15 protein-coding genes are annotated in these 17,870 nt (G+C 58.5%); 6 read left to right on the top strand and 9 right to left on the bottom strand.

Going from position 1 to position 17,870, the window contains the following annotated elements:
* The coding region (locus BJ928_RS15750; protein WP_120296564.1) for an IS630 family transposase at window positions 1-586 on the top strand (586 nt) is incomplete at its 5' end.
* 12 nt (window positions 587-598) lie between these two features.
* Here the strand turns inward: BJ928_RS15750 and BJ928_RS15745 are convergent.
* The 4 genes from BJ928_RS15745 to BJ928_RS15730 all read right to left on the bottom strand — a co-directional run bounded on the left by BJ928_RS15745 (window position 599) and on the right by BJ928_RS15730 (window position 5,697).
* A complete protein-coding gene (locus BJ928_RS15745) occupies window positions 599-2,029 on the bottom strand; it encodes a PLP-dependent aminotransferase family protein (RefSeq protein WP_047630426.1) in 1,431 nt (476 codons plus the stop codon).
* A gap of 146 nt (window positions 2,030-2,175) precedes the next feature.
* The gene (locus BJ928_RS15740; RefSeq protein WP_047630425.1) at window positions 2,176-3,555 is read right to left on the bottom strand and encodes an aspartate aminotransferase family protein; all 1,380 of its coding nucleotides are present in this window, start codon (window positions 3,553-3,555) and stop codon (window positions 2,176-2,178) included.
* Window positions 3,556-3,585: 30 nt separating this feature from the next.
* Window positions 3,586-5,082 carry an NAD-dependent succinate-semialdehyde dehydrogenase gene (locus BJ928_RS15735; protein WP_047630424.1) on the bottom strand — a complete coding sequence of 499 codons (1,497 nt, stop codon included), beginning with the start codon at window positions 5,080-5,082 and terminating at the stop codon, window positions 3,586-3,588.
* A gap of 120 nt (window positions 5,083-5,202) precedes the next feature.
* Window positions 5,203-5,697: an Lrp/AsnC family transcriptional regulator gene (locus tag BJ928_RS15730; RefSeq protein ID WP_047630423.1), complete on the bottom strand. Its 495-nt coding sequence runs from the start codon at window positions 5,695-5,697 to the stop codon at window positions 5,203-5,205.
* A gap of 796 nt (window positions 5,698-6,493) precedes the next feature.
* Here BJ928_RS15730 and BJ928_RS15720 point away from each other — a divergent pair.
* From BJ928_RS15720 to BJ928_RS15705, 3 genes are all read left to right on the top strand, one after another.
* Window positions 6,494-7,423, top strand: a complete 930-nt coding sequence (locus BJ928_RS15720; protein ID WP_082011811.1) for a DUF3313 domain-containing protein — start codon at window positions 6,494-6,496, stop codon at window positions 7,421-7,423.
* Window positions 7,424-7,861: 438 nt separating this feature from the next.
* On the top strand, window positions 7,862-8,533 hold the full coding sequence (locus BJ928_RS15710) for a response regulator transcription factor (protein ID WP_047630420.1): 672 nt from the start codon (window positions 7,862-7,864) through the stop codon (window positions 8,531-8,533).
* A 146-nt stretch (window positions 8,534-8,679) separates the two neighbouring features.
* Entirely contained in the window at window positions 8,680-9,900 is a 1,221-nt protein-coding gene (locus BJ928_RS15705; RefSeq protein ID WP_183079414.1) for a HAMP domain-containing sensor histidine kinase, read from the top strand.
* Window positions 9,901-10,058: 158 nt separating this feature from the next.
* Here the strand turns inward: BJ928_RS15705 and BJ928_RS15700 are convergent, their stop codons facing one another.
* Entirely contained in the window at window positions 10,059-12,104 is a 2,046-nt protein-coding gene (locus BJ928_RS15700) for a flotillin family protein (RefSeq protein ID WP_047630419.1), read from the bottom strand.
* Window positions 12,105-12,539: 435 nt separating this feature from the next.
* Complete coding sequence (locus BJ928_RS15695) at window positions 12,540-13,757, bottom strand: S41 family peptidase (RefSeq protein ID WP_047630418.1); 1,218 nt, start codon at window positions 13,755-13,757, stop codon at window positions 12,540-12,542.
* Between the two features lie 240 nt (window positions 13,758-13,997).
* On the opposite strand from BJ928_RS15695, the gene BJ928_RS15690 reads away from it, so the two are divergent.
* A complete protein-coding gene (locus BJ928_RS15690; RefSeq protein ID WP_082011810.1) occupies window positions 13,998-14,144 on the top strand; it encodes a DUF1127 domain-containing protein in 147 nt (48 codons plus the stop codon).
* A 303-nt stretch (window positions 14,145-14,447) separates the two neighbouring features.
* Here the strand turns inward: BJ928_RS15690 and BJ928_RS15685 are convergent, their stop codons facing one another.
* Window positions 14,448-14,771: a hypothetical protein gene (locus BJ928_RS15685; protein WP_047630417.1), complete on the bottom strand. Its 324-nt coding sequence runs from the start codon at window positions 14,769-14,771 to the stop codon at window positions 14,448-14,450.
* Window positions 14,772-15,108: 337 nt separating this feature from the next.
* Between BJ928_RS15685 and BJ928_RS38830 the strand changes: the two genes are divergently transcribed.
* Complete coding sequence (locus tag BJ928_RS38830) at window positions 15,109-15,654, top strand: hypothetical protein (protein ID WP_047630416.1); 546 nt, start codon at window positions 15,109-15,111, stop codon at window positions 15,652-15,654.
* Here the strand turns inward: BJ928_RS38830 and BJ928_RS15675 are convergent.
* Window positions 15,648-16,292 (bottom strand): response regulator transcription factor, encoded by a 645-nt coding sequence (locus tag BJ928_RS15675; RefSeq protein ID WP_047630415.1) that lies wholly within the window; start codon window positions 16,290-16,292, stop codon window positions 15,648-15,650. The genes BJ928_RS38830 and BJ928_RS15675 overlap by 7 nt on opposite strands.
* Window positions 16,289-17,722, bottom strand: a complete 1,434-nt coding sequence (locus BJ928_RS15670; protein WP_052227571.1) for a sensor histidine kinase — start codon at window positions 17,720-17,722, stop codon at window positions 16,289-16,291. Before BJ928_RS15670 ends, BJ928_RS15675 begins: the two co-directional genes overlap by 4 nt.
* Window positions 17,723-17,870 lie beyond the last annotated feature (148 nt).

The following is a 17,870-nucleotide window of genomic DNA, read 5'->3' as shown; positions in this document are numbered from 1 at the left end:
GGAGCAAGAACGCCCCGATCTCTTGAAGCGCCGTCGGGACTGGTTCGAGGGTCAACTCGATCTCGATCCCAACCGGCTTGTCTTCATCGATGAGACCGGCTTGAGCACCAAAATGTCCCGGATTCGCGGACGGTCTCTTTGCGCAGAACGTTGTCGTGCTGCGATCCCGCATGGCCATTGGAAGACGACGACCTTTACCGGTGCGTTGAGGCTGTCGGGGATGACTGCGCCTATGGTGCTCGACGGCGCAATGAATGGAATAGCGTTCCGAGCCTATGTCGAACAGGTTCTCGTACCAACACTAATATCCGGCGACATTATTGTAATGGACAACCTGCCTGCGCATAAAGCCGAAGGCGTGCGGCAGACTATTGAAGTGGCCGGTTGCCAGCTACTCTACCTCCCACCCTATAGCCCGGACTTCAACCCCATCGAGAAGGCCTTCTCCAAGTTCAAAGCGCTCCTGCGAGCCAGAGCAAAGCGCACCGTCGAAGCACTATGGGACACTGTCGGCGAGATCGTTGCGCTCTTCAAACCCCAAGAATGCGCCAACTACTTCATGGCATGCGGATATGACCCCGAGTAAAATGGACGTGCTCTAGACGATCGAGCCGACGTCGAAGACGGGCGGTAATTGTTCGAAGGTGCCGCGAACGGTTTCCAGCGCCGAGCGAAGGGCGGAGTGAGACAGGCGTCCGCCCAGACAGATACGGATGCCGCCGCCCGGTCGCTCTGCGCCGGCGACGAAGGGATCGGACGGCGTCACCGCGACGCCCTTGCGGGCCAGTGCCCGTACCAGACCCTCCTCCGTCCAGCGCTCCGGAAGCGAAAGCCACGCGCAAAGCGACAGCGGATGACTGCCGGCAACGAATGGGGCCAGCACCTCGGAGACGATCATCTGTCGGGCCTCGGCCTCGCCTCGCTGGACGGCAAGCAGTGCTTGCGCCGTCCCATCCAGCACCCAGCGCGATGCCATTTCCGCAACGACATTGGTGGCGCTCCAGCCGGTAACGCGCAGGATCGACGCGGCGCGGATCGAGTAATGGGCCGGCACGACGAGATAGCCGATGCGCAATCCCGTCATCACGGACTTCGTAAAGCTGGTTACGAAGAAGCCGAGCTCGGGAATGAGATCGGGCATGGAGGGAAGCGCTTCCCGCAGCATCGGTTTGTAAACTTCGTCCTCGATGACGAAGACACCGTGCCGGCGGGCGATGTCGGCGATCGCGCGCCGGCGCTCGGCCCCCATGACATGGCTTGTTGGGTTGCCGAGCGAGGAGACGATGACAAGCGCCGATACGTCGCCGATGGCGCAGGCGGCCTCGAAGGCATCCGGCAAGATACCCTCATGATCTGTCGGAAGGCCGCGCAGGGTGAAGCCTAGAACATTGGCAAGGCCGATGATGCCGTGATCGGTCAGGTTTTCGGTCAGCACCACCTCGCCCGGCCGCACGACCGAGGCGACGGCAAGAAAGAGGCCGTGCGCCGCGCCGTTCGTGATCAAGATCCGATCGGCATCCGCCTTGACCGACAGGCCCGAGAGCCAGACCTGTGCTGCGGCGCGATGGGCATCGAGGCCGGCGATTGGCCGGCAAGGCCGCATGAAGCTGCTATTGTCGCTTTCGGCAAGCGCCTGCATGAGTTCCCTGGCCGATCGCTCATGCGCCTCGGTGTAGACGGCCCGGATGATGGAGAGATCGGCGCTGCCGCTCGGATCGCGATCGAGCATGAAGCTGTCGGCGCGTTCCGTGACGCGGCTGCGCACGAAAGTGCCGCGTCCGACCTCGCCGCGCAGATAGCCGCGGCGCTCCGCTTCCTTGTAACTCAGGCTCACGGTCTGGACCGAGATTCCGAGCGAATGGGCGAGATCGCGATGCGTCGGCATCTGCGTGTGCACCGGCAGGATGCCATCATCGATGTCCGCGATGATCTTGTCGGTAAGCAGCTTGTGCTTGGTGACGCCCTTGCGATGCTGAAGGACGGGTTTCCAGGCACCATTGTCCTGGTCTTTTGAATCATGACGATACATGGATTGATCCGGTACAATTACAGGAATCCATGTACACCATTCGCCGCGGGATGGCGACGACCGAATGCGATGACGCGGCTCCTTGTCAACAACGGGCCGCGTCATCGCCGCATAGATTGCCTGGAGCTATACCGGCAAGGATCGGATCAGCGCTTCGAAAGCACGCTGTCGATGGCGCCAGCCGCCGCCTTGACGACGGTATCGGCTTCCTCGCGGGTCAGGCAGAGCGGCGGCGCAAAACCGAGGATGTCTCCCTGCGGCATGGCACGGCCGATGACGCCGCGCTCGAGCAGCGCTGCCGCCACCTGCGGGCCGATCTTCTGCGCAGGGTCGAAGAACTTGCGGTCGTCCTTGTCCTCGACAAACTCGATGGCTGCCATCAACCCATCGCCGCGGACCTCGCCGACGTGGTTGTGGCCGCCGACGGCCTTGGCAAGCTCGGAGCGGAAGTATGCGCCGGTCGAGCCCGCGTTTTCGACAATGCCGAGTTCATCGACCAGTTCAAGATTGGCGATGCCAGCGGCTGCGCAGATCGGATGGGCGGAATAGGTCCAGCCATGGCCGATCGCGCCAAGCTGATCCGACCCTTGCACGAGCACCTGCCACATCTTGTCGGAGACGATACTGCCCGAAAGTGGCGCATAGGCCGAGGTCAGGCCCTTGGCAATGGTGATCAGGTCCGGCTTCATCCCGTAGTGATCGGAGCCGAACATCGAGCCGAGACGCCCAAAGCCGGTGACGACTTCGTCGGCCACGAGGAGGACATCGTATTTGTCGAGGACGGCCTGGATCTTCTGCCAGTAGGTCTTCGGCGGCGGAACGATGCCGCCGGTGCCGAGGATTGGTTCGCCGATGAAGGCTGCGACCGTTTCCGGACCTTCGGCGAGGATCATTTCCTCGAGTTTGTCAGCACAATGCTGCGCAAACTGTTCCTCACTCATCGAGCGATCTGCGCGGCGGAAGTAGTAGGGCGCTTCGGTATGCAGGATCGGCGCGCGCGGCAGGTCGAAAGCCTTATGGAAGAGTTCGAGGCCTGTGAGGCTACCCGTCATGACGCCGGAGCCATGATAGCCGCGCCAACGGGAAATGATTTTCTTCTTTTCCGGGCGACCGAGAATATTGTTGTAGTACCAGATGAGCTTGATGTTGGTCTCGTTGGCATCGGAGCCGGAAAGGCCGAAGTAGACGCGGCTCATGCCTTCGGGCGCGCGGTCGATGATCATCTTCGAAAGCGTGATCGAGGCTTCCGTGCTGTGGCCGACATAGGCGTGGTAATAGGCCAGGTTCTTTGCCTGCTCGGCGATCGCGTCGGCGATCTTCTGGCGGCCATAGCCGACATTGACGCAGTAAAGGCCGGCAAAGGCATCGAGGCTCTTCCGGCCGTTGGTATCGGTAATGTAAACGCCCTCAGCGCCGGAGATGACGCGGGTCGGCGTTTCGCCGCGCGCGTGCATTCCCATGTGGGTCGAGGGATGGAAGAAGTGGTCCCGGTCCCAGGCGTTGAGTTCGTTGCGCTTGTCCAACATGTTATGGTTCCTTCTTTTCTATTGGGAGCGTCAGGCTGTCGTGTCGACGCAGAGATACTTGAGCTCGGTGAAGGCCTCGATGCCGTGGCGGGAGCCTTCGCGGCCGAGGCCGGATTGTTTCCAGCCGCCAAATGGGATCGGGCCGCCGGTAATCTTCACGCGGTTGATGGCCACCATGCCGTATTCGAGTGCCCGTCCAAGCCGCATCTGGCGAGCGCCGTTCGCCGTGACGACATAGGCAACCAGGCCGTATTCGGTGTCGTTCGCCCGTGTGACGACCTCGTCTTCGGTATCGAAGGAGGTTACGGCGGCGACAGGTCCGAACGTTTCCTCATGCATGATCAGGGCATCCGGCGCGGGATCGGCGAGCAATGTCGGCTGGAAGAAGAGTGGGCCGGCGGCGTGGCGTTTGCCGCCGGTGACCAGCCGTGCGCCACGCTTTAAGGCGTCTGCAACTTGTTCCTCGACCTTGGCAACGGCGCGTTCGTGCATGAGCGGGCCGATCTCGACGCTACGATCCAATCCGTTTCCGACCTTAAGGGCTTCGATGCGCTTGGCGAAGGCAGAAACGAAAGCGTCCATGATCGAGCGCTGAACGAAAATGCGGTTGGCCGCGAGGCAATCCTGGCCGGAAGTCGCGAATTTGGCGTTGACGGCGATATCGACGGCGCGATCGAGGTCGGCGTCGTCGAAAACGATCAGGGGGGCATGGCCGCCGAGTTCCATGACAAGCCGTTTCATGCTTGCGGCGCACTGGCCGGCGATCAATTTGCCGATGCCCGTCGAGCCGGTAAAGCTCAATGCTCTGACCCGCGGATCGTCGCAGAAGGCCCCGACGATGGTTGCCGCATCGCCGGTCACAACGTTGAACACGCCGGCGGGAAGGCCGGCGCGTTCGCTAAGTTCGGCGAGCGCCAGCGCCGACAGCGGCGTTTCGGAGGACGGGTGGGCAACGACGGTGCAGCCGGCCGCAAGGGCCGCGGCCGCCTTGCGGGTAATCATCGCCGCGGGAAAATTCCAGGGCGTGACGATGCCGACGACACCCAGGGCCTCCCTGCGAACGAACATTTCGGCGTCGGGCAGATGACTGCTGACGCTCTCGACGTTGATGCGCTTGGCTTCCTCGGCATACCACTCGATGAAGCCCGCGGCATAATCGATCTCACCACGCGATTCGGCCAAGGGTTTGCCCTGTTCCAGCGTCATGATGAGCGCCAGATCCTCGCGTGCCTCCAGCATGAGGTCATGCCATCTGCGCAGGATCGCTGACCGCTGCTGCGGCAGCAGCGAGCGCCAGGCGACAAAAGCCTCCGCTGCGGCGTCGACGGCGTTGATGGTCTCTTGCTTGTCGAGACTGGAAACCCAGGCGAGCGTCGCGGAAGATGCCGGGTCGGTCACTTCGAAGCTTTGATTGGCCTTGCCCGCGACCCAACGGCCAGCGACATAGGAGAGGTCTCGCAGGAGATGACGGTCGTTCAACCGCGAAAGGGCTTCATGATAGGTGGCGCGGGCGTGGAGCGCGGTCATGGTCGGGTCTCTCGTTCCAGATGCTCCAATGCTGGCACGGAACACCGCGAGAGATTGTCCATTGCTGGCAGGCAGAAGAGAGAAAGGCCCTAAAGAGCGAGGTGTTAGTAGAGAGTTTCTCTATTCGTCGCCGAGCACATCGGGAGAAAGCAGATCGATGACGGGCAGCACCGTCTCCTCTTTCACCGTCTTGGTTACGATATAGGTGAAATAGCGCTCGATCCCGAGGTCGCGATCGAGGAGCTCGTCGATCAAACGCTGGTAAGCGTCGATATTGGCCGCCATGATCTTCAAAATATAATCGACGCCGCCGCCGACGGCCCAGCAGGCAACGATTTCCGGGGTCGAGGCAACCGCGCGTTCGAACCGCTCGAAATCGGCCTGGCGATGGTTGGCGAGGGTGAGTTCCACCATGACGTTGGCGATCGGGGCGAGGCGCCGCAGCGACAGATGCGCATGATAGCCTGTGATGATCCCGGCCTTTTCCAGCTTTCGAAGGCGCAGCCAGCACGGGGTAGGGGATAATCCGACCTTGTCGGCAAGCGCGAGCTTGGTAATGCGGCCATCGCGTTGAATGGCATCCAGTATGCGCAGATCGATTGCGTCGAGTTTCATGTGAAAGCTGCTTATCGTCACCCGTCGTTCTCAGACCAATGGCACTTGAACTTTAAGCTGACAAGCCTTCTGCATCGAAGTCAGCTTATACATATTTGAAGCTGGCGCCCCCGGCTCTGCATTTTGCTATCGAGACCGCCTCGACTGCCTGCAGCATGATCTCAGGGAAATGACCGGTAACCGGCAGCTCTCCGGATCTCATATCGCAGCCCTATTTTCGAGGCGAACGAGAAAGCCGAGAGCACAGAATAAAATCGACGAGATGACAAGCTTGTCGAGAGCCGTCAGCACATGTGCTTCACTCGCGGCGTCCCGGTAAGTGGCTGGCTCGTCCAGGGTTAGCACCACGGTGCGCATTCCCAGGACGCAATGATCGCCAATTGCGACGCCGTTCGCGTTACAGGGTGCGGTAAGATTGCGGTAATATTGGATACCTACCAACCGTGTGCGCCAAACGGGAAAGACAGATAACTCGGATATTTCGAGCTCCCGTGCAAAGGCATTCAATGCTTCGACTTCGCCTCGATCGACACTTCGCGCGATCTCGTGCGCGCAAGTGGATCGCAACGCGGCTGGATATCATCAAATGTACTATATCAGGTGCCTTCTTCGTATTATCGCACGCTACCTTCTATCATCGGTCATAGTAGGTGCCCTGTTAGGAGGGCCGATTGCCATATTGATCTTCAAGTGAAGGACCGTTGCAAGACAATAAACGGGACGGGCCGAATCCGTAAGGTTTTCACAAGGATGGAACAGGACAAGGGATGCAACTTTAACAAAGGAGTTGCATTATATGCGCCCGATTACAGTAGCTGGCTATTCAAAGAAAGCAGCTGTTGTGCGATCAATGTCTGCTCGTACACTTACCTTGGCGACCGCCTCAATTCTGACGATCACCAGCGGCTGCAGCTCGGTGCCATTGAAGGAAGGAGGGACACTGTCCTCCTATGGCAATCTCGGTGCAGCCAAGGGGCGATTTTCCAAATCGCGAACCTACCTGGATGGCAATCGGCTGAAGGAAATCAAAACGGTTGCCATCTGGCCGACAACCCTGACGTTTTCTGCCGGACGAAGAATTCAGAATTCAAACGATAGGCTGCTGGTCTCGAACGCGATTGATCGCGCCATTTGCTTTACGATGAGCGAAAAATATAAAATCGTTCCAATCGGCGGATCGCCCGATCTCACGATAAAGGCGGTGATTACCGACATCGTGCCCACGCAGCCTGCGGTAGCCGGAGCAGCAAAGGCGATTTCGATCGGCAGCTCGATTGCTTTGCCCGTGCAAATTCCGCGTCTTCCCTTGGGGCTTGGCGGACTGGCGATGGAAGCGGAGGCGTTAGACAGTGCCGGCGTTCAGCGTGCCGCTATAGTTTGGTCTCGTGGCGCGAATTCCTTTACGAGCGAGGCTCGCGTCTCAAGGGTTGGAGACGCCTACGATTTGGCGGCCGCGTTCGGAAGCGAATTCTCCAGAATGATCATCACAGGCAAGGAGCCCAAGGGGCTGAATATTCGTCTCCCCTCGGTATATGAGATTCGCACTGCGCTTGGCGGCAAGCCGGGCTCCCCCTTGTGCGAAACCTTTGGTCGCGCGCCAGGCATCGCTGGCTCGATCGCCGCGTCCTTCGGCGCACCCCCATCATGGGCAGACCACGGCGCGCGAGTCCGCGAACCCCTGGCATCAGATCTCTCCACGCCCAATCCGGCTAAGCCTTTGAATTGACGGAACTGCTCGGGAGCGATCGTTTCCGACCCGTAAGAGTATCGTAATGTTCGCATCGCATGTGTGGTGCATTGAATTCAATAGAAGATCGTGAGGTTTCCCTATGCGTTATTGGTTAGCAGTCGCCCTATCCGTGTATCTTTCCGGCTGCCAGTCCGTCGAAGATGGTGACCGCTGTAAGGAGTACGGTTTTGAACGCGGGACAACGGCTTTTGCCGTTTGCAAGCAGCGCATCGACATGATGCGCGAGCGTCGCATGGACAGATCGATCGACGCGCCAAACTACGATTATTGAAAGTGATCTGCAATGGATGCGGAAGCCCTCCCTCTCGCACCTTGGCTGGATCGCGGCGCAAGAGCTAGAATGCCGCATCCCTTCCACTATGTGTGGGAGCCAATCGGCGTTTGGCCCATATCTGAACTTTACTTAGGCAAAACATGCATATTCTGATCGTTGAAGATGATCTCGAACTCGCCGCGTCTCTAAAGGCTATGATGGAAACCTCGATCGGGGTGACTGATACGTTTGCGACGGTTGGTGATGCGGAGGCCGCGCTTCTTGCTTTCAAATTCGATCTCGTCATCATCGATCGTCATCTTCCAGACGGTGACGGGCTTTCCTTGCTCCCCGTGTTGCGTCAGTTGCGGCCGCGACCCGCAACCTTGATCCTGACGGCCTTGGATGATCCCATCGATATCGTCGCGGCGCTGGACAAGGGGGCGGACGAGTATATCGGTAAGCCATTCGAACCCATGGAGCTGGTGGCACGGGCGAGGGCCGTCTTGCGCCGCTACAATCTCGACGAAACGGGGTGCACCCAGTTTGGAAACCTGATCTTCGACCTCAACCATCGCTCGGCCATGATCGGCGAAGTCGTCCTCAATATTCCGCGGCGGGAGCTCGGCATTCTTGAAGCGCTGATACGCAGGGCAGGCAGGGTGGTCGAGCGCAGTACGCTGGAGGCATCAGCCTACAGCGTCGATGACGAAATAGAATCGAATGTGATCGAGTCGCATGTTTCTCGTCTGCGTCGCAGGCTGCGCGAAGCCAATTGCGACGTCAACATCCGTACCATTCGCGGGATCGGTTATATGCTGGTGCAAGAATGAAGTGGCCGAAGCGTTCGATCGCACTTCCGGTGGCGGGCCTGCTCATCGTTGGCATGGCATGCGTCATGGTGCTGAGCACCGTTTTGACATTGGGCGTTTTCCTCAGCACGAATGTGAAGACCAAGCAGCGCATGAATGCCGATGTCGTGGGCAAGCTCCTGCAATCTGGAAGGGCGTACGATAGCAACGGCAGGCTCGTCTTGGAGCAGAAGGGTATCCCCGCAACCATCATGGGATTCGCCAATGCGGAACCGTCTTTTTGGTATCTGGTGAGCGATGGAAGCCAAACTGTCTCTCATGGAACCATACCTTCCTCGGTCGATCAGATCATCAAGGCTGCCCCTTCGGAAATCTTCGCGTCCGAATTCTACTATACCGCCGGTGAAGAGCGATTTCTCGCCCTTAGACTGGTGGATGACAGTGATCCGCGTGTCGTCATTGCCTTGGGTGGCATATCCTTTTCGAATTTTCAGACGATCTTCGCGACGCTTTGGGCGGTGTGGCCGCAGGGCCTTTACCATCTTCTCGGTCTCGTATTGGTGACGACGGTGACGATTGCGGCAATCGCCATCAGGCACACCATTGCGACCCCTGTCCGACGCGTCGTCGATGCCGCCGCACAGATCGATGGCCTTCCCAACGGTCGCAGAATTCCTGACGCTGATACTCCAGCCGAGCTCAGGCCGATGGTCGCGGCATTCAATACCGCTTTGACGCGGATCGATGCCGCCTTCGAGGCGCAGCGTAATTTCCTTGCAAGCGCATCCCACGAGTTAAGGACGCCCTTGACCAAGCTGCGTATCAAGCTGGATTTGGTGAAAGATCCGCAAGTCAGAGAGCCGCTGATCCGCGACGCGACACGTCTTGCTTCCATCGTCACAACGTCGTTGCAGCTTGCCCGCCTCTCTGGACAGTCTTTTGCCTTCACGTCCGTCGACCTCACTGCGATCGCGCGCTCGGTCATCACCGAACATGTGCCCAGGGCAATCAAGCAGGGGCTCGAGATTGAGTTGCGCGCTCCCAAGGCTAAAGTCGCTATTTCCGGTTCGGAAGCGGCAATTCGTGTTGCACTGGATAACTTGATTGCCAATTCTCTCCGGCATGCTCCAAGTGCTGATATAATTGTCGTTGAAGTGCTCGAAGCTCATCAGCTGAAGGTCATTGATCACGGTCCCGGAATTCCGACCTCAGAGCGCGAAGCGGTGTTGCGCCCCTTTGTTCGAGGGGCCAGTGCGGAAGCCGAGGGCACGGGGATGGGGCTCGCAATCGTCGCACAGGTCATCCATGCCCATGGCGGATCGGTCGTACTTGGAGAAACGCCAGGGGGAGGGTTGACCGTTTTGCTAACCTTTCCCCATGGCGGATAGCGGCGAAAATCGGTATTCGCGAGATTGAAGTCGAATTAAGTGTCGCGCGGACATTGTCCGCGCGACTTCTTGTGATTTCACGGATCTAGCCATCGGGCCTGCCGCCTCATGCTCATCTCATGACGCAAGACGGGCCGGCATCGCCGGCCCGTCTGCGATTAATCCTGCTTAATCGGCGCGGGCACAACGGTTGGCGAACCCTGCTGCCCAAGCCGGTCGGCGACCAGCATCGACAGCATCATTTCCACAAGACCGTTGGGAGCGCCCTTTTCTCCGACACCACCGCCGACCTGGATCTGCGGCACGAGTGGGAGCCTGCCGTTCTCGATCGCCTCGGCAAATCGCATGAGAACCTGCGAGTTGAGCTGATAGTCCGGGCCGCCGAAAGCCGCGACTTTCTTCTCGGTGGCTTCCGCTTCCGCCAGGCCAACGGCGCGCACTTTCTCTGCATCCGCAAGGCCGGTTGCCCTGATACGCTCTGCATCTGCAAGCGCAATGGCTTTGATCCGGTCGGCTTCGCCGAGACCTGCGAGGCGCACTTTCTCGGCCTCTGCCTTGGCCGTGACCTGAATGGTTTCCGCCTGCTGGCGGGTACGGGCAAGCTGCGCCTTGCCCTCATTCTCGCTGATCTCGATGGTGAGCGCGGATGTCGTGATCTTGGCCTGTTGTTCGGCAAGCGCCTCCTTCTCGCGCAACGTACGTTCCTGGATTGCAGCTGCCTCCTGCAATTTGTAGGTCTCGACCTTCTCAACGGCGATCTGGCGCTCGCGCAGCTGGATGAGAATCTGCTCTATGCTGTTCTGGCCGTTGCTGGCGCGCGGCGTGCCGATCAGCACTTCTTGCAGTTCGAGGCTGTAGGAGGAAAATTTTTCGCGCATTTCGTCACCGGACTTGCGCTGGATCTCGCTGCGCTCCTGCAACAGTTCGATCAAGGTTTTCGTCTGGGCGATATTCTTGAAATAGGCCGAGACCATCGGATCGAGCGTCTGTTCGACCAGGCGCTTGATATCGCCGAAGCGCTGCACGACGAGCGGAGCCTTCATGTAGTCGATGTGGACGACGACGGAGAGCGGCAGCATAGGTTCGAACGCATCCTTGGTGATGAGGGATACTTCGGACAGGTTTTCGTCCAGACGGTGCTCGCCGTATTGTTCCTTGGTCCATTTGAGCACGAAGTTGGTGGTCGGTACGATGACGATGTTCCCGGCGTAAGTGTTGAAGGCGTACTTGCCCGGCAGAAGCGGCGTCGACCACACACCGCGTGCACCCGTTTCAACAAGCTCGCCATGGCGATAGGCCTGGCCAGAAATATCGTCGCCCCGGCGACCGGTATAGGAAACCACGACGCCGACCGTACCGACGCCGATGATCGTCTTGTCGACCAGTTCGACGGTCGCGAAGATACGGTTGAGGAAATAGCTGCCATCGGCAAGCACCTGCAGCTGTCGGCCGCGATAACCGCCGGCATTGAGAAACTTCTCAGGATCTTGAAAATTGTTATGGAAATTCAGATCTTTCGGATCGTTGGCGACCGTAGGCGCAATAATCTCGCCGTCGGGCAGTGCCGGACCGTCGTGGATGGTCACGATGCCGATCATGTCCTCGGCGTCATGGATGACGACTGGTTCGAAACCGTCACGCTGGGTGATCAGCGTCGACATGTCAGCAAACAGCGTCTGTTCCGATGAACTGAGATTGACGGCGTAGATCGATTGGGCCGTCAGCACGATGAACTGCGCGAGGTTGATGGCATAGGTGCCTTCGCGCAGGATCTTGCGCTGTGGGCCTTTGTGTCCGTCTTTGATGAGAAAGCCGCGCACATCCTGGAAATCATCGGCCTCTATGTTCGAGGCAAGCGTCTGGGTCGGCGGCAACGGCTTGCCGTCACGGGCGAAGACATAGCCGATCTGGCCCTGCGGGATGGTCACGAGATTGGCGCGATGCATCGAATATTGGAACGGCATGAAGAAATGCAGGCCGCCGCGCACGACATCCGGCTGGAAGCCGGCCTCGCCGTTGAGTGCAATGAAGCCATTCTTGACCGAGCCACGAAAACTCCACAGCTTTTCAAGAATGCCGAGCCTGTCATTGGGAATATAGCGGACCACGCCGCTCCATCGAAAGAATATTGCCAACACGATAACGGGAACGGCGATTTCGATCGCGAGCCATTCCATCGGACTGAGATTGGTGAGGGCTTCCATCTCTTCTCTCCTAGGGCGCACGGGTTCGTCCACCCGACAGCCGCCCGGTTGGTATTGGTTGATAAGACGGGGAGATTGCGCGCCTATGCGGTCGACGCACCAAGGGTGTGTCGAAGGTTTGGGTTGCTCACTACATGGAAAAATGACCGCCTGCCCTCAGTCCCCACTGAGGAAGGGCGTGGTCTTGATGCGGTCTCACATCGGTGTTGCCTTGATAGACATAACGGTAGACCACGTAGGCATTGCGCTCATAGGTTTAAAGATGCGCAGGGTGGAAATCGTATAAGTACTTCCCGCTATTTCGCTATTTCGAGCATTTTCCAACCGATACACAGATGGGTGCGATGTCCGGTGTAAGGCACAAAGCCACCAGCCTGTCTGCCAGAGCTCCGGCAGCCGGTCCTTGCCACGGCTGAACTTCCGTCCGCCGGCCCGTCATTCGGCCAACACAGCTTTGGCGGCAAGCTCGAGCTGAATATCGATCCCATTCCTCAATTCGTCGCGCGTCAGAGGAATAGACACGTCGGGCTCTACGCCGACGCCTTCGAACTGGCGACCGTCGGGAAAATATTCGCGCTTGGTGGATACCCTGAACGACATACCAAACTCGGGAAACCGCACAAAGTATGGCTGTCCCGTCGATCCGAAGCTAGGCTCGCCGAACACGAGGCCACGCTTGCCATCCTTGAAGCGTAAGGCGAAATCTTCGCATGCCGAAGCACTGCCGCCGTTGATGAGTAGCGCCATCTTCCCCTTCCAGGCGTCTGTGAAAGGCAGCGTTATATCCGGGCCGCTTCGCATCATCGTTATGGGCAATGCCGGGATGCTGCCGTTGAAGGAGTTCGAAGCATCGGACTTGGCAATTGTCATAGGGGTAGATACCAACGTACCGCGATAGGGATTGGTCATAATCGCCGACAGCAGCTTGCCTGGCGAACTGCCGCCGCTGTTGTCGCGCAGATCGAGGAGGATGGGGCGAGTATTTTCCACGCCTCGAATGGCCGTAATGGCGGCTTCCTCATATTTCGGGTCATCAAAGCCTGGAATGCGGATCACCACCACGCCGTCTTTGCGTTGGACGGTTTCAACGTCGGTTGCAAGCGGTGGTCCGCGTTCAGGTCCGGCTAGGGGTTCGGTCAAATCGATCGGCACTTGCCTGCCATCATCCGTGCCGACCGTAAAACGTTGTGGCAGCAGATATGGGCGGAGCCATGTCATCCAATCCAATGCCGCGATGCTGGATTGACCAATATGTTCGCGCGCACTCTCAAGCCATTCATCGACAGGTCTACCGTCGACTATGGTCACCACGTCACCAGGGGATAGCTCAGCCATCCTTGATCGCACGACCGTCCATCGACTGTCGATCCGTCTTATCCTGAACGGCATCGGTCCTGTCTGCTGCGCCAATTCTTCGTCCCAAAAGGAGGTATGGCCATTTCTCAGGCTTGCGAAAAGGCGCATCGTAGCCCGAGAAAAAGCTTTCCGATCTCGTGCTTCCAATGCTTCACCGAGATAGGCACGGTAACGTGCCTCGAAGTCATACCCGGCCGGCAATCCTTCCGCATGAGCAAAGTAGCGCTTGATCGCGTGGTAGGTCGTCGCGCCGATGTAGGCGCGATCAGTGAGGTCGGGGTCACGGTAATGGGTCATAGAGCTATTTCAATATCAGTTGGCCCCAAATTCAAGCCTCAGGGTGCAGTTACGCCCAACGGCCATGATTGGCGTGAGATCGAGGAGACCAATCGCTGGCACGACAGGCTACAGCCAGCCGGTAAAGAGTGGCGCCGCTTTGAGCTTTGCAAAAGCGGCATGGCTATCTTGCAGGCATGTGCATTTTATTTAGGCGGGTAAATGCTTATCTCCTGCGCAGCAAACAAAGGAGACGCTAAAATGAGAATATTTCAGAAGATTAAACGCTTCAGCGAAGAGCGCAGAGCAATACGCGAACTTTCCGCCCTCGACGATCATGTCCTTCGCGATCTGGGCATTTCGCGCGCGCATATCCCCTACGCCGTCAGCGGCGCCCGCGGCAACTGAGTTTTCATTTTCGCGCGCATACCTTCCGGTATGCGCCGCCGCAAAGGGTTCAAGGGGCGGCAACCATCGACGCCTTTTCCCAGAGGCAGCAGCCGATTGAAGCGCTATTTTGCGCTAAGCATCGCCGTGGTCGGGCCAGCCTCTCCCATCGAAGATGACCGCTCGGTTTTCGAGCCGAGCACATGCTCCTGACAGATCACGCGGAAATGGCAGCGACCGCGGGGCCGCATGTAGAAGGTATCCATGCGGACGGCCCGCTCAGTGGTTTTCCTCTCTCATCGCAGAAAAAACCTCGCGAAAATTTCAGGCAGCCCGAATGCGGCACTCTTTCGCAGCTTGCACCCAGCAATATTCAAGTTCGATCTCGAGTAGCCGCGTTGCCTGGGCAAGCGCGTTTTCGGCCTCTGCAAACAATTGCGGCTTGAGGCCCATTCTGGCCTCGCCATAATTTGCGGCACGTAGCAGAACAAGTTCCGCGAGATCAATACATTCTGGCGTCGGCCGGACGAGGTTCAGGCAGTACCGCAAGTTGATTGCAACACCGAGAGTGAATTCGGTTGCGGAGAAATCCGATATTGCGCCCGGCGGAGCGGAGCGGGCCAGAAATGTCCTCCAGTGCTGGGTCATCGCTGTATTCCTTCCGTCAGCTCGATTGCGTGGGCCCCGCTACAGTGTGTACCGAGGTGATATCGACCAGGCGACACTGCTTTCAATGACGCGATCATGCAATTGGGCTTCGGTCCATCTTGTTCTCAGACGTTGGTCTGATGGTCCGTCGGCGCAAGGTCTTGGCCGTGATCGCTGAAGTCCAAGGAGTGGGCTTTCCGTTTGATTGGACTTGACCCCTCGCCATGTTGCGGCGATTTGATATGGGATCGGAACCTTCAATTGGCGCGGACGCTCGGAGCCCGAGCGCGATGGGTGTTCGGCACCGGAGCCAATCGGAAGCCTCAGGAGGCTACAGATGTTATTCCGTCGAAAGCTTATTGCCGGTTTACCATACCTGCTGTTGGCTTTGGTCGCTACAACGCTCCCCTACACGCTCAAAATTCACGGCGTTTCCGCAAGATTTGCGCTGCAAGTCGTAGAGGCAAAAGGGGGGAACGGGAATGGCGGCGGCAACGGCAACGGTGGTGGAAATGACAATGGCGGAGGCAACGGGAACGGCGGCGGTAACAGTGGCAACGGAGGCGGTAACAGTGGCAACGGCAATGGAAATAATAACGGAAACGGCAATGGTAATGGTAATGCCAACAATAACGGCAATGGAAACGGCGCTGCCAACGGCCAATCATCCAGCACTAAGAGCGTGACGCAAAGCCAAGTCGATTCCGACCAGCCCGCTAATGTCGGCAACGGTACCGGCTCCCTCACAGTTCGCCACAAGGATGGCATGAGCGAGGACATACGGGGCGGACGTTATGTGATGAGGGATTCGAGGGGGCGGACAATCGTCAATCGCAATGCGACGATGGCGGACGAGCAGAGGCTCAAATCATTCCTTCACTGACGCCGTTTCTCTAGCTCGTCACGAAACGCCATTGCGGCTTCCGTTCTGTTGCTGACGGCAAGCTTGGCAAAGATCTGGGTCATATGGTGCTTGATGGTCTTCTCATGCAGGTCGAGCTTCAAGCCGATATGCTTGTTGCTCAATCCGGCAGACGCGAGTTCCAGCACTTCCCGTTCCCGATCCGTCAGCGCATTGAACGGATTGATCTCGCTCGCCGATCCGCTTTCCGAAATCAGACGCGCCGAGAGGGTTGGCGCAACATAGCTGTCGCCGGTGGCGATGCTGCGGATGATATCGGCAAGTGTCCGGGCCCCAACGCCTTTCAGGACATAACCTTTTGCACCGCTCTTGAGTGCCGCCATCACGTCGTCACTTGCTTCTGAGACCGTCAGCATCACGATCTTCTGATCGGGCAACCGGTGCATGATCTGAGAGACGGCATCCAGTCCTCCTCCAGGCATGGAGATGTCGAGCAAAAGAACGTCCGGGCGGTGTTCCGCTGCGATGCGCAGGGCGTCTTCCTTACTGCTGCCTTCACCGACAATGCTGAACCCATCCATCTCGGTCAGGCTTCGAATGACGCCCTCCCTGAAAAGGGGGTGGTCGTCCACGACCGCCAAGCTGATTACAGCTGTCATGCCTGCTCCATTTCCTCGATGTTCAGGGACATGCGAACAGTTGTTCCCTGGTGCGATGATAAAAGCTGGAACGTCCCGCCGAGGCTTTCGACCCGATCTCTGAGACCGGCAAGGCCGAGCTTCTGTGGACCGACATCCTTCGCCTCGAAGCCGGGCCCCTCATCGGCAACCTCGATCACGATCTGGCCGTCTTCCAGGGATTGCACGACGTTTTGTCCGACCCCGCCGGCATGACGATAGCCGTTGTTCAGCGCTTCCTGGACAAAGCGATAGACGCATATCTTTGCGGAAGTGGAAAGATCTAGCGGGGTCGTGGTCGCATGAAGTTTGACGGTGACGCCGGTGCGCTGCTCATGGGCGCGGATTGCGCGTCTGAGGAGATCGGTCAGGTTGTCGGTTTCGATGTGGGGCAGCATCAATCCGCTGCAGACGCTCCTGATTTCGGTCATGGCGTCGTCGAGGCTTGACTTGATGGCGCGCAGTGATGCCTCACGTTCGCTCGACGTGGCTGCGGGATTGATGAGGGTCTGACTATCCAGGCGCAATGAAGCATAGGCGACCAATTGGGCGGGGCCGTCATGCAGGTCGGCGCCGATACGGCGCAGATAGCTCTCGTTCAGCGCGGCTGCGCGTTGCGTCGCGCGCTGAACGCGGGCGCGCAATGCTTCATTCTGCAGGAGAAGCGTCGACAATTCGCCGATGCGACCGTTGAGCGCCTTGCGCTGATTGTCGATAGTGCGGCTGCCACGCAGGACGATGATCGACAGAAGTGCGAAGAACGTCAGCGTAAACAGGGCAACGACGAGCCAGCTCAGCAGGCGGGCCTGAGTAAGGCTCCATTCGAAATCGTTGGCGACCTCGTAAAACTCGGAGACGGCGACGACCTTGCCCGACCAGGGCTGCAGCACCGGATTGTAGATTTCCAGCAGCGGCTTGCCGCTATTGCGCTCGGCCGTGCTTTCGACATCATCGATCCAGTTGAATTTGGCGACCATTCGTCCGGAAAACGCCAACCTGAGGCTGTCCGAGAGTGGAAACCGTTTGCCGGAAAGATCCTTGTTGTTGGAATAGAGGATCGTTCCGTCGCTGCGCCATAGCCGGAAGGAGAACAGCCGTGTGCCAAGCGCACCCTGGCCGAGCGTCTCGTCAAGAGCCCGCGTTACCGTGTCGTCGAGTACCCGGGTGGTTTGCATGTCCGGCAGAAGCGGGGCGATGACGCTATCGACATAGAGGGCCGTCGTTGCCGCGGAATTGCGTGTCACGGCATTTTCGATCAGGCTGGCGACGAAGGACCCGACAACGAGCATGGCACAGATCGCCAGCACGCCGCCGGCAAGCAGGAACTGCCTGGCCAAGGATTGAGAATTCCAGCGTTCGATACGACTTGCCAGAGATAACTTGTATTTATCGTTAGCTCGCGAAACCGGCATCGTCAGCACAGATCTCCCAACCCCCTATAGCTATCCCAGCGAAGTGAAGTGTCAACTCTTGCGACACTGACGGCGGTCGCCTTGTCTCGCAAAGATGGCATCGCTTCGTGGCCCAGGCAATCCAGGAGACCATCGGGAGTGATCAATC

The organism is Rhizobium sp. WW_1 (assembly GCF_003610155.1).
In the GTDB taxonomy this organism is placed as follows: domain Bacteria; phylum Pseudomonadota; class Alphaproteobacteria; order Rhizobiales; family Rhizobiaceae; genus Rhizobium; species Rhizobium tropici_A.
This window is presented reverse-complemented; position numbering and strand designations above follow the sequence as displayed.

Bases quoted from the DNA above. Each gene is read 5' to 3' on its own strand.
- BJ928_RS15745 (WP_047630426.1), bottom strand. From the start codon at position 2,029: ATGTATCGTCATGATTCAAAAGACCAGGACAATGGTGCCTGGAAACCC.
- BJ928_RS15740 (WP_047630425.1), bottom strand. From the start codon at position 3,555: ATGTTGGACAAGCGCAACGAACTCAACGCCTGGGACCGGGACCACTTC.
- BJ928_RS15735 (WP_047630424.1), bottom strand. From the start codon at position 5,082: ATGACCGCGCTCCACGCCCGCGCCACCTATCATGAAGCCCTTTCGCGG.
- BJ928_RS15730 (WP_047630423.1), bottom strand. From the start codon at position 5,697: ATGAAACTCGACGCAATCGATCTGCGCATACTGGATGCCATTCAACGC.
- BJ928_RS15720 (WP_082011811.1), top strand. From the start codon at position 6,494: ATGCGCCCGATTACAGTAGCTGGCTATTCAAAGAAAGCAGCTGTTGTG.
- BJ928_RS15710 (WP_047630420.1), top strand. From the start codon at position 7,862: ATGCATATTCTGATCGTTGAAGATGATCTCGAACTCGCCGCGTCTCTA.
- BJ928_RS15700 (WP_047630419.1), bottom strand. From the start codon at position 12,104: ATGGAAGCCCTCACCAATCTCAGTCCGATGGAATGGCTCGCGATCGAA.
- BJ928_RS15695 (WP_047630418.1), bottom strand. From the start codon at position 13,757: ATGACCCATTACCGTGACCCCGACCTCACTGATCGCGCCTACATCGGC.
- BJ928_RS15690 (WP_082011810.1), top strand. From the start codon at position 13,998: ATGAGAATATTTCAGAAGATTAAACGCTTCAGCGAAGAGCGCAGAGCA.
- BJ928_RS15685 (WP_047630417.1), bottom strand. From the start codon at position 14,771: ATGACCCAGCACTGGAGGACATTTCTGGCCCGCTCCGCTCCGCCGGGC.
- BJ928_RS38830 (WP_047630416.1), top strand. From the start codon at position 15,109: ATGTTATTCCGTCGAAAGCTTATTGCCGGTTTACCATACCTGCTGTTG.
- BJ928_RS15675 (WP_047630415.1), bottom strand. From the start codon at position 16,292: ATGACAGCTGTAATCAGCTTGGCGGTCGTGGACGACCACCCCCTTTTC.
- BJ928_RS15670 (WP_052227571.1), bottom strand. From the start codon at position 17,722: ATGCCGGTTTCGCGAGCTAACGATAAATACAAGTTATCTCTGGCAAGT.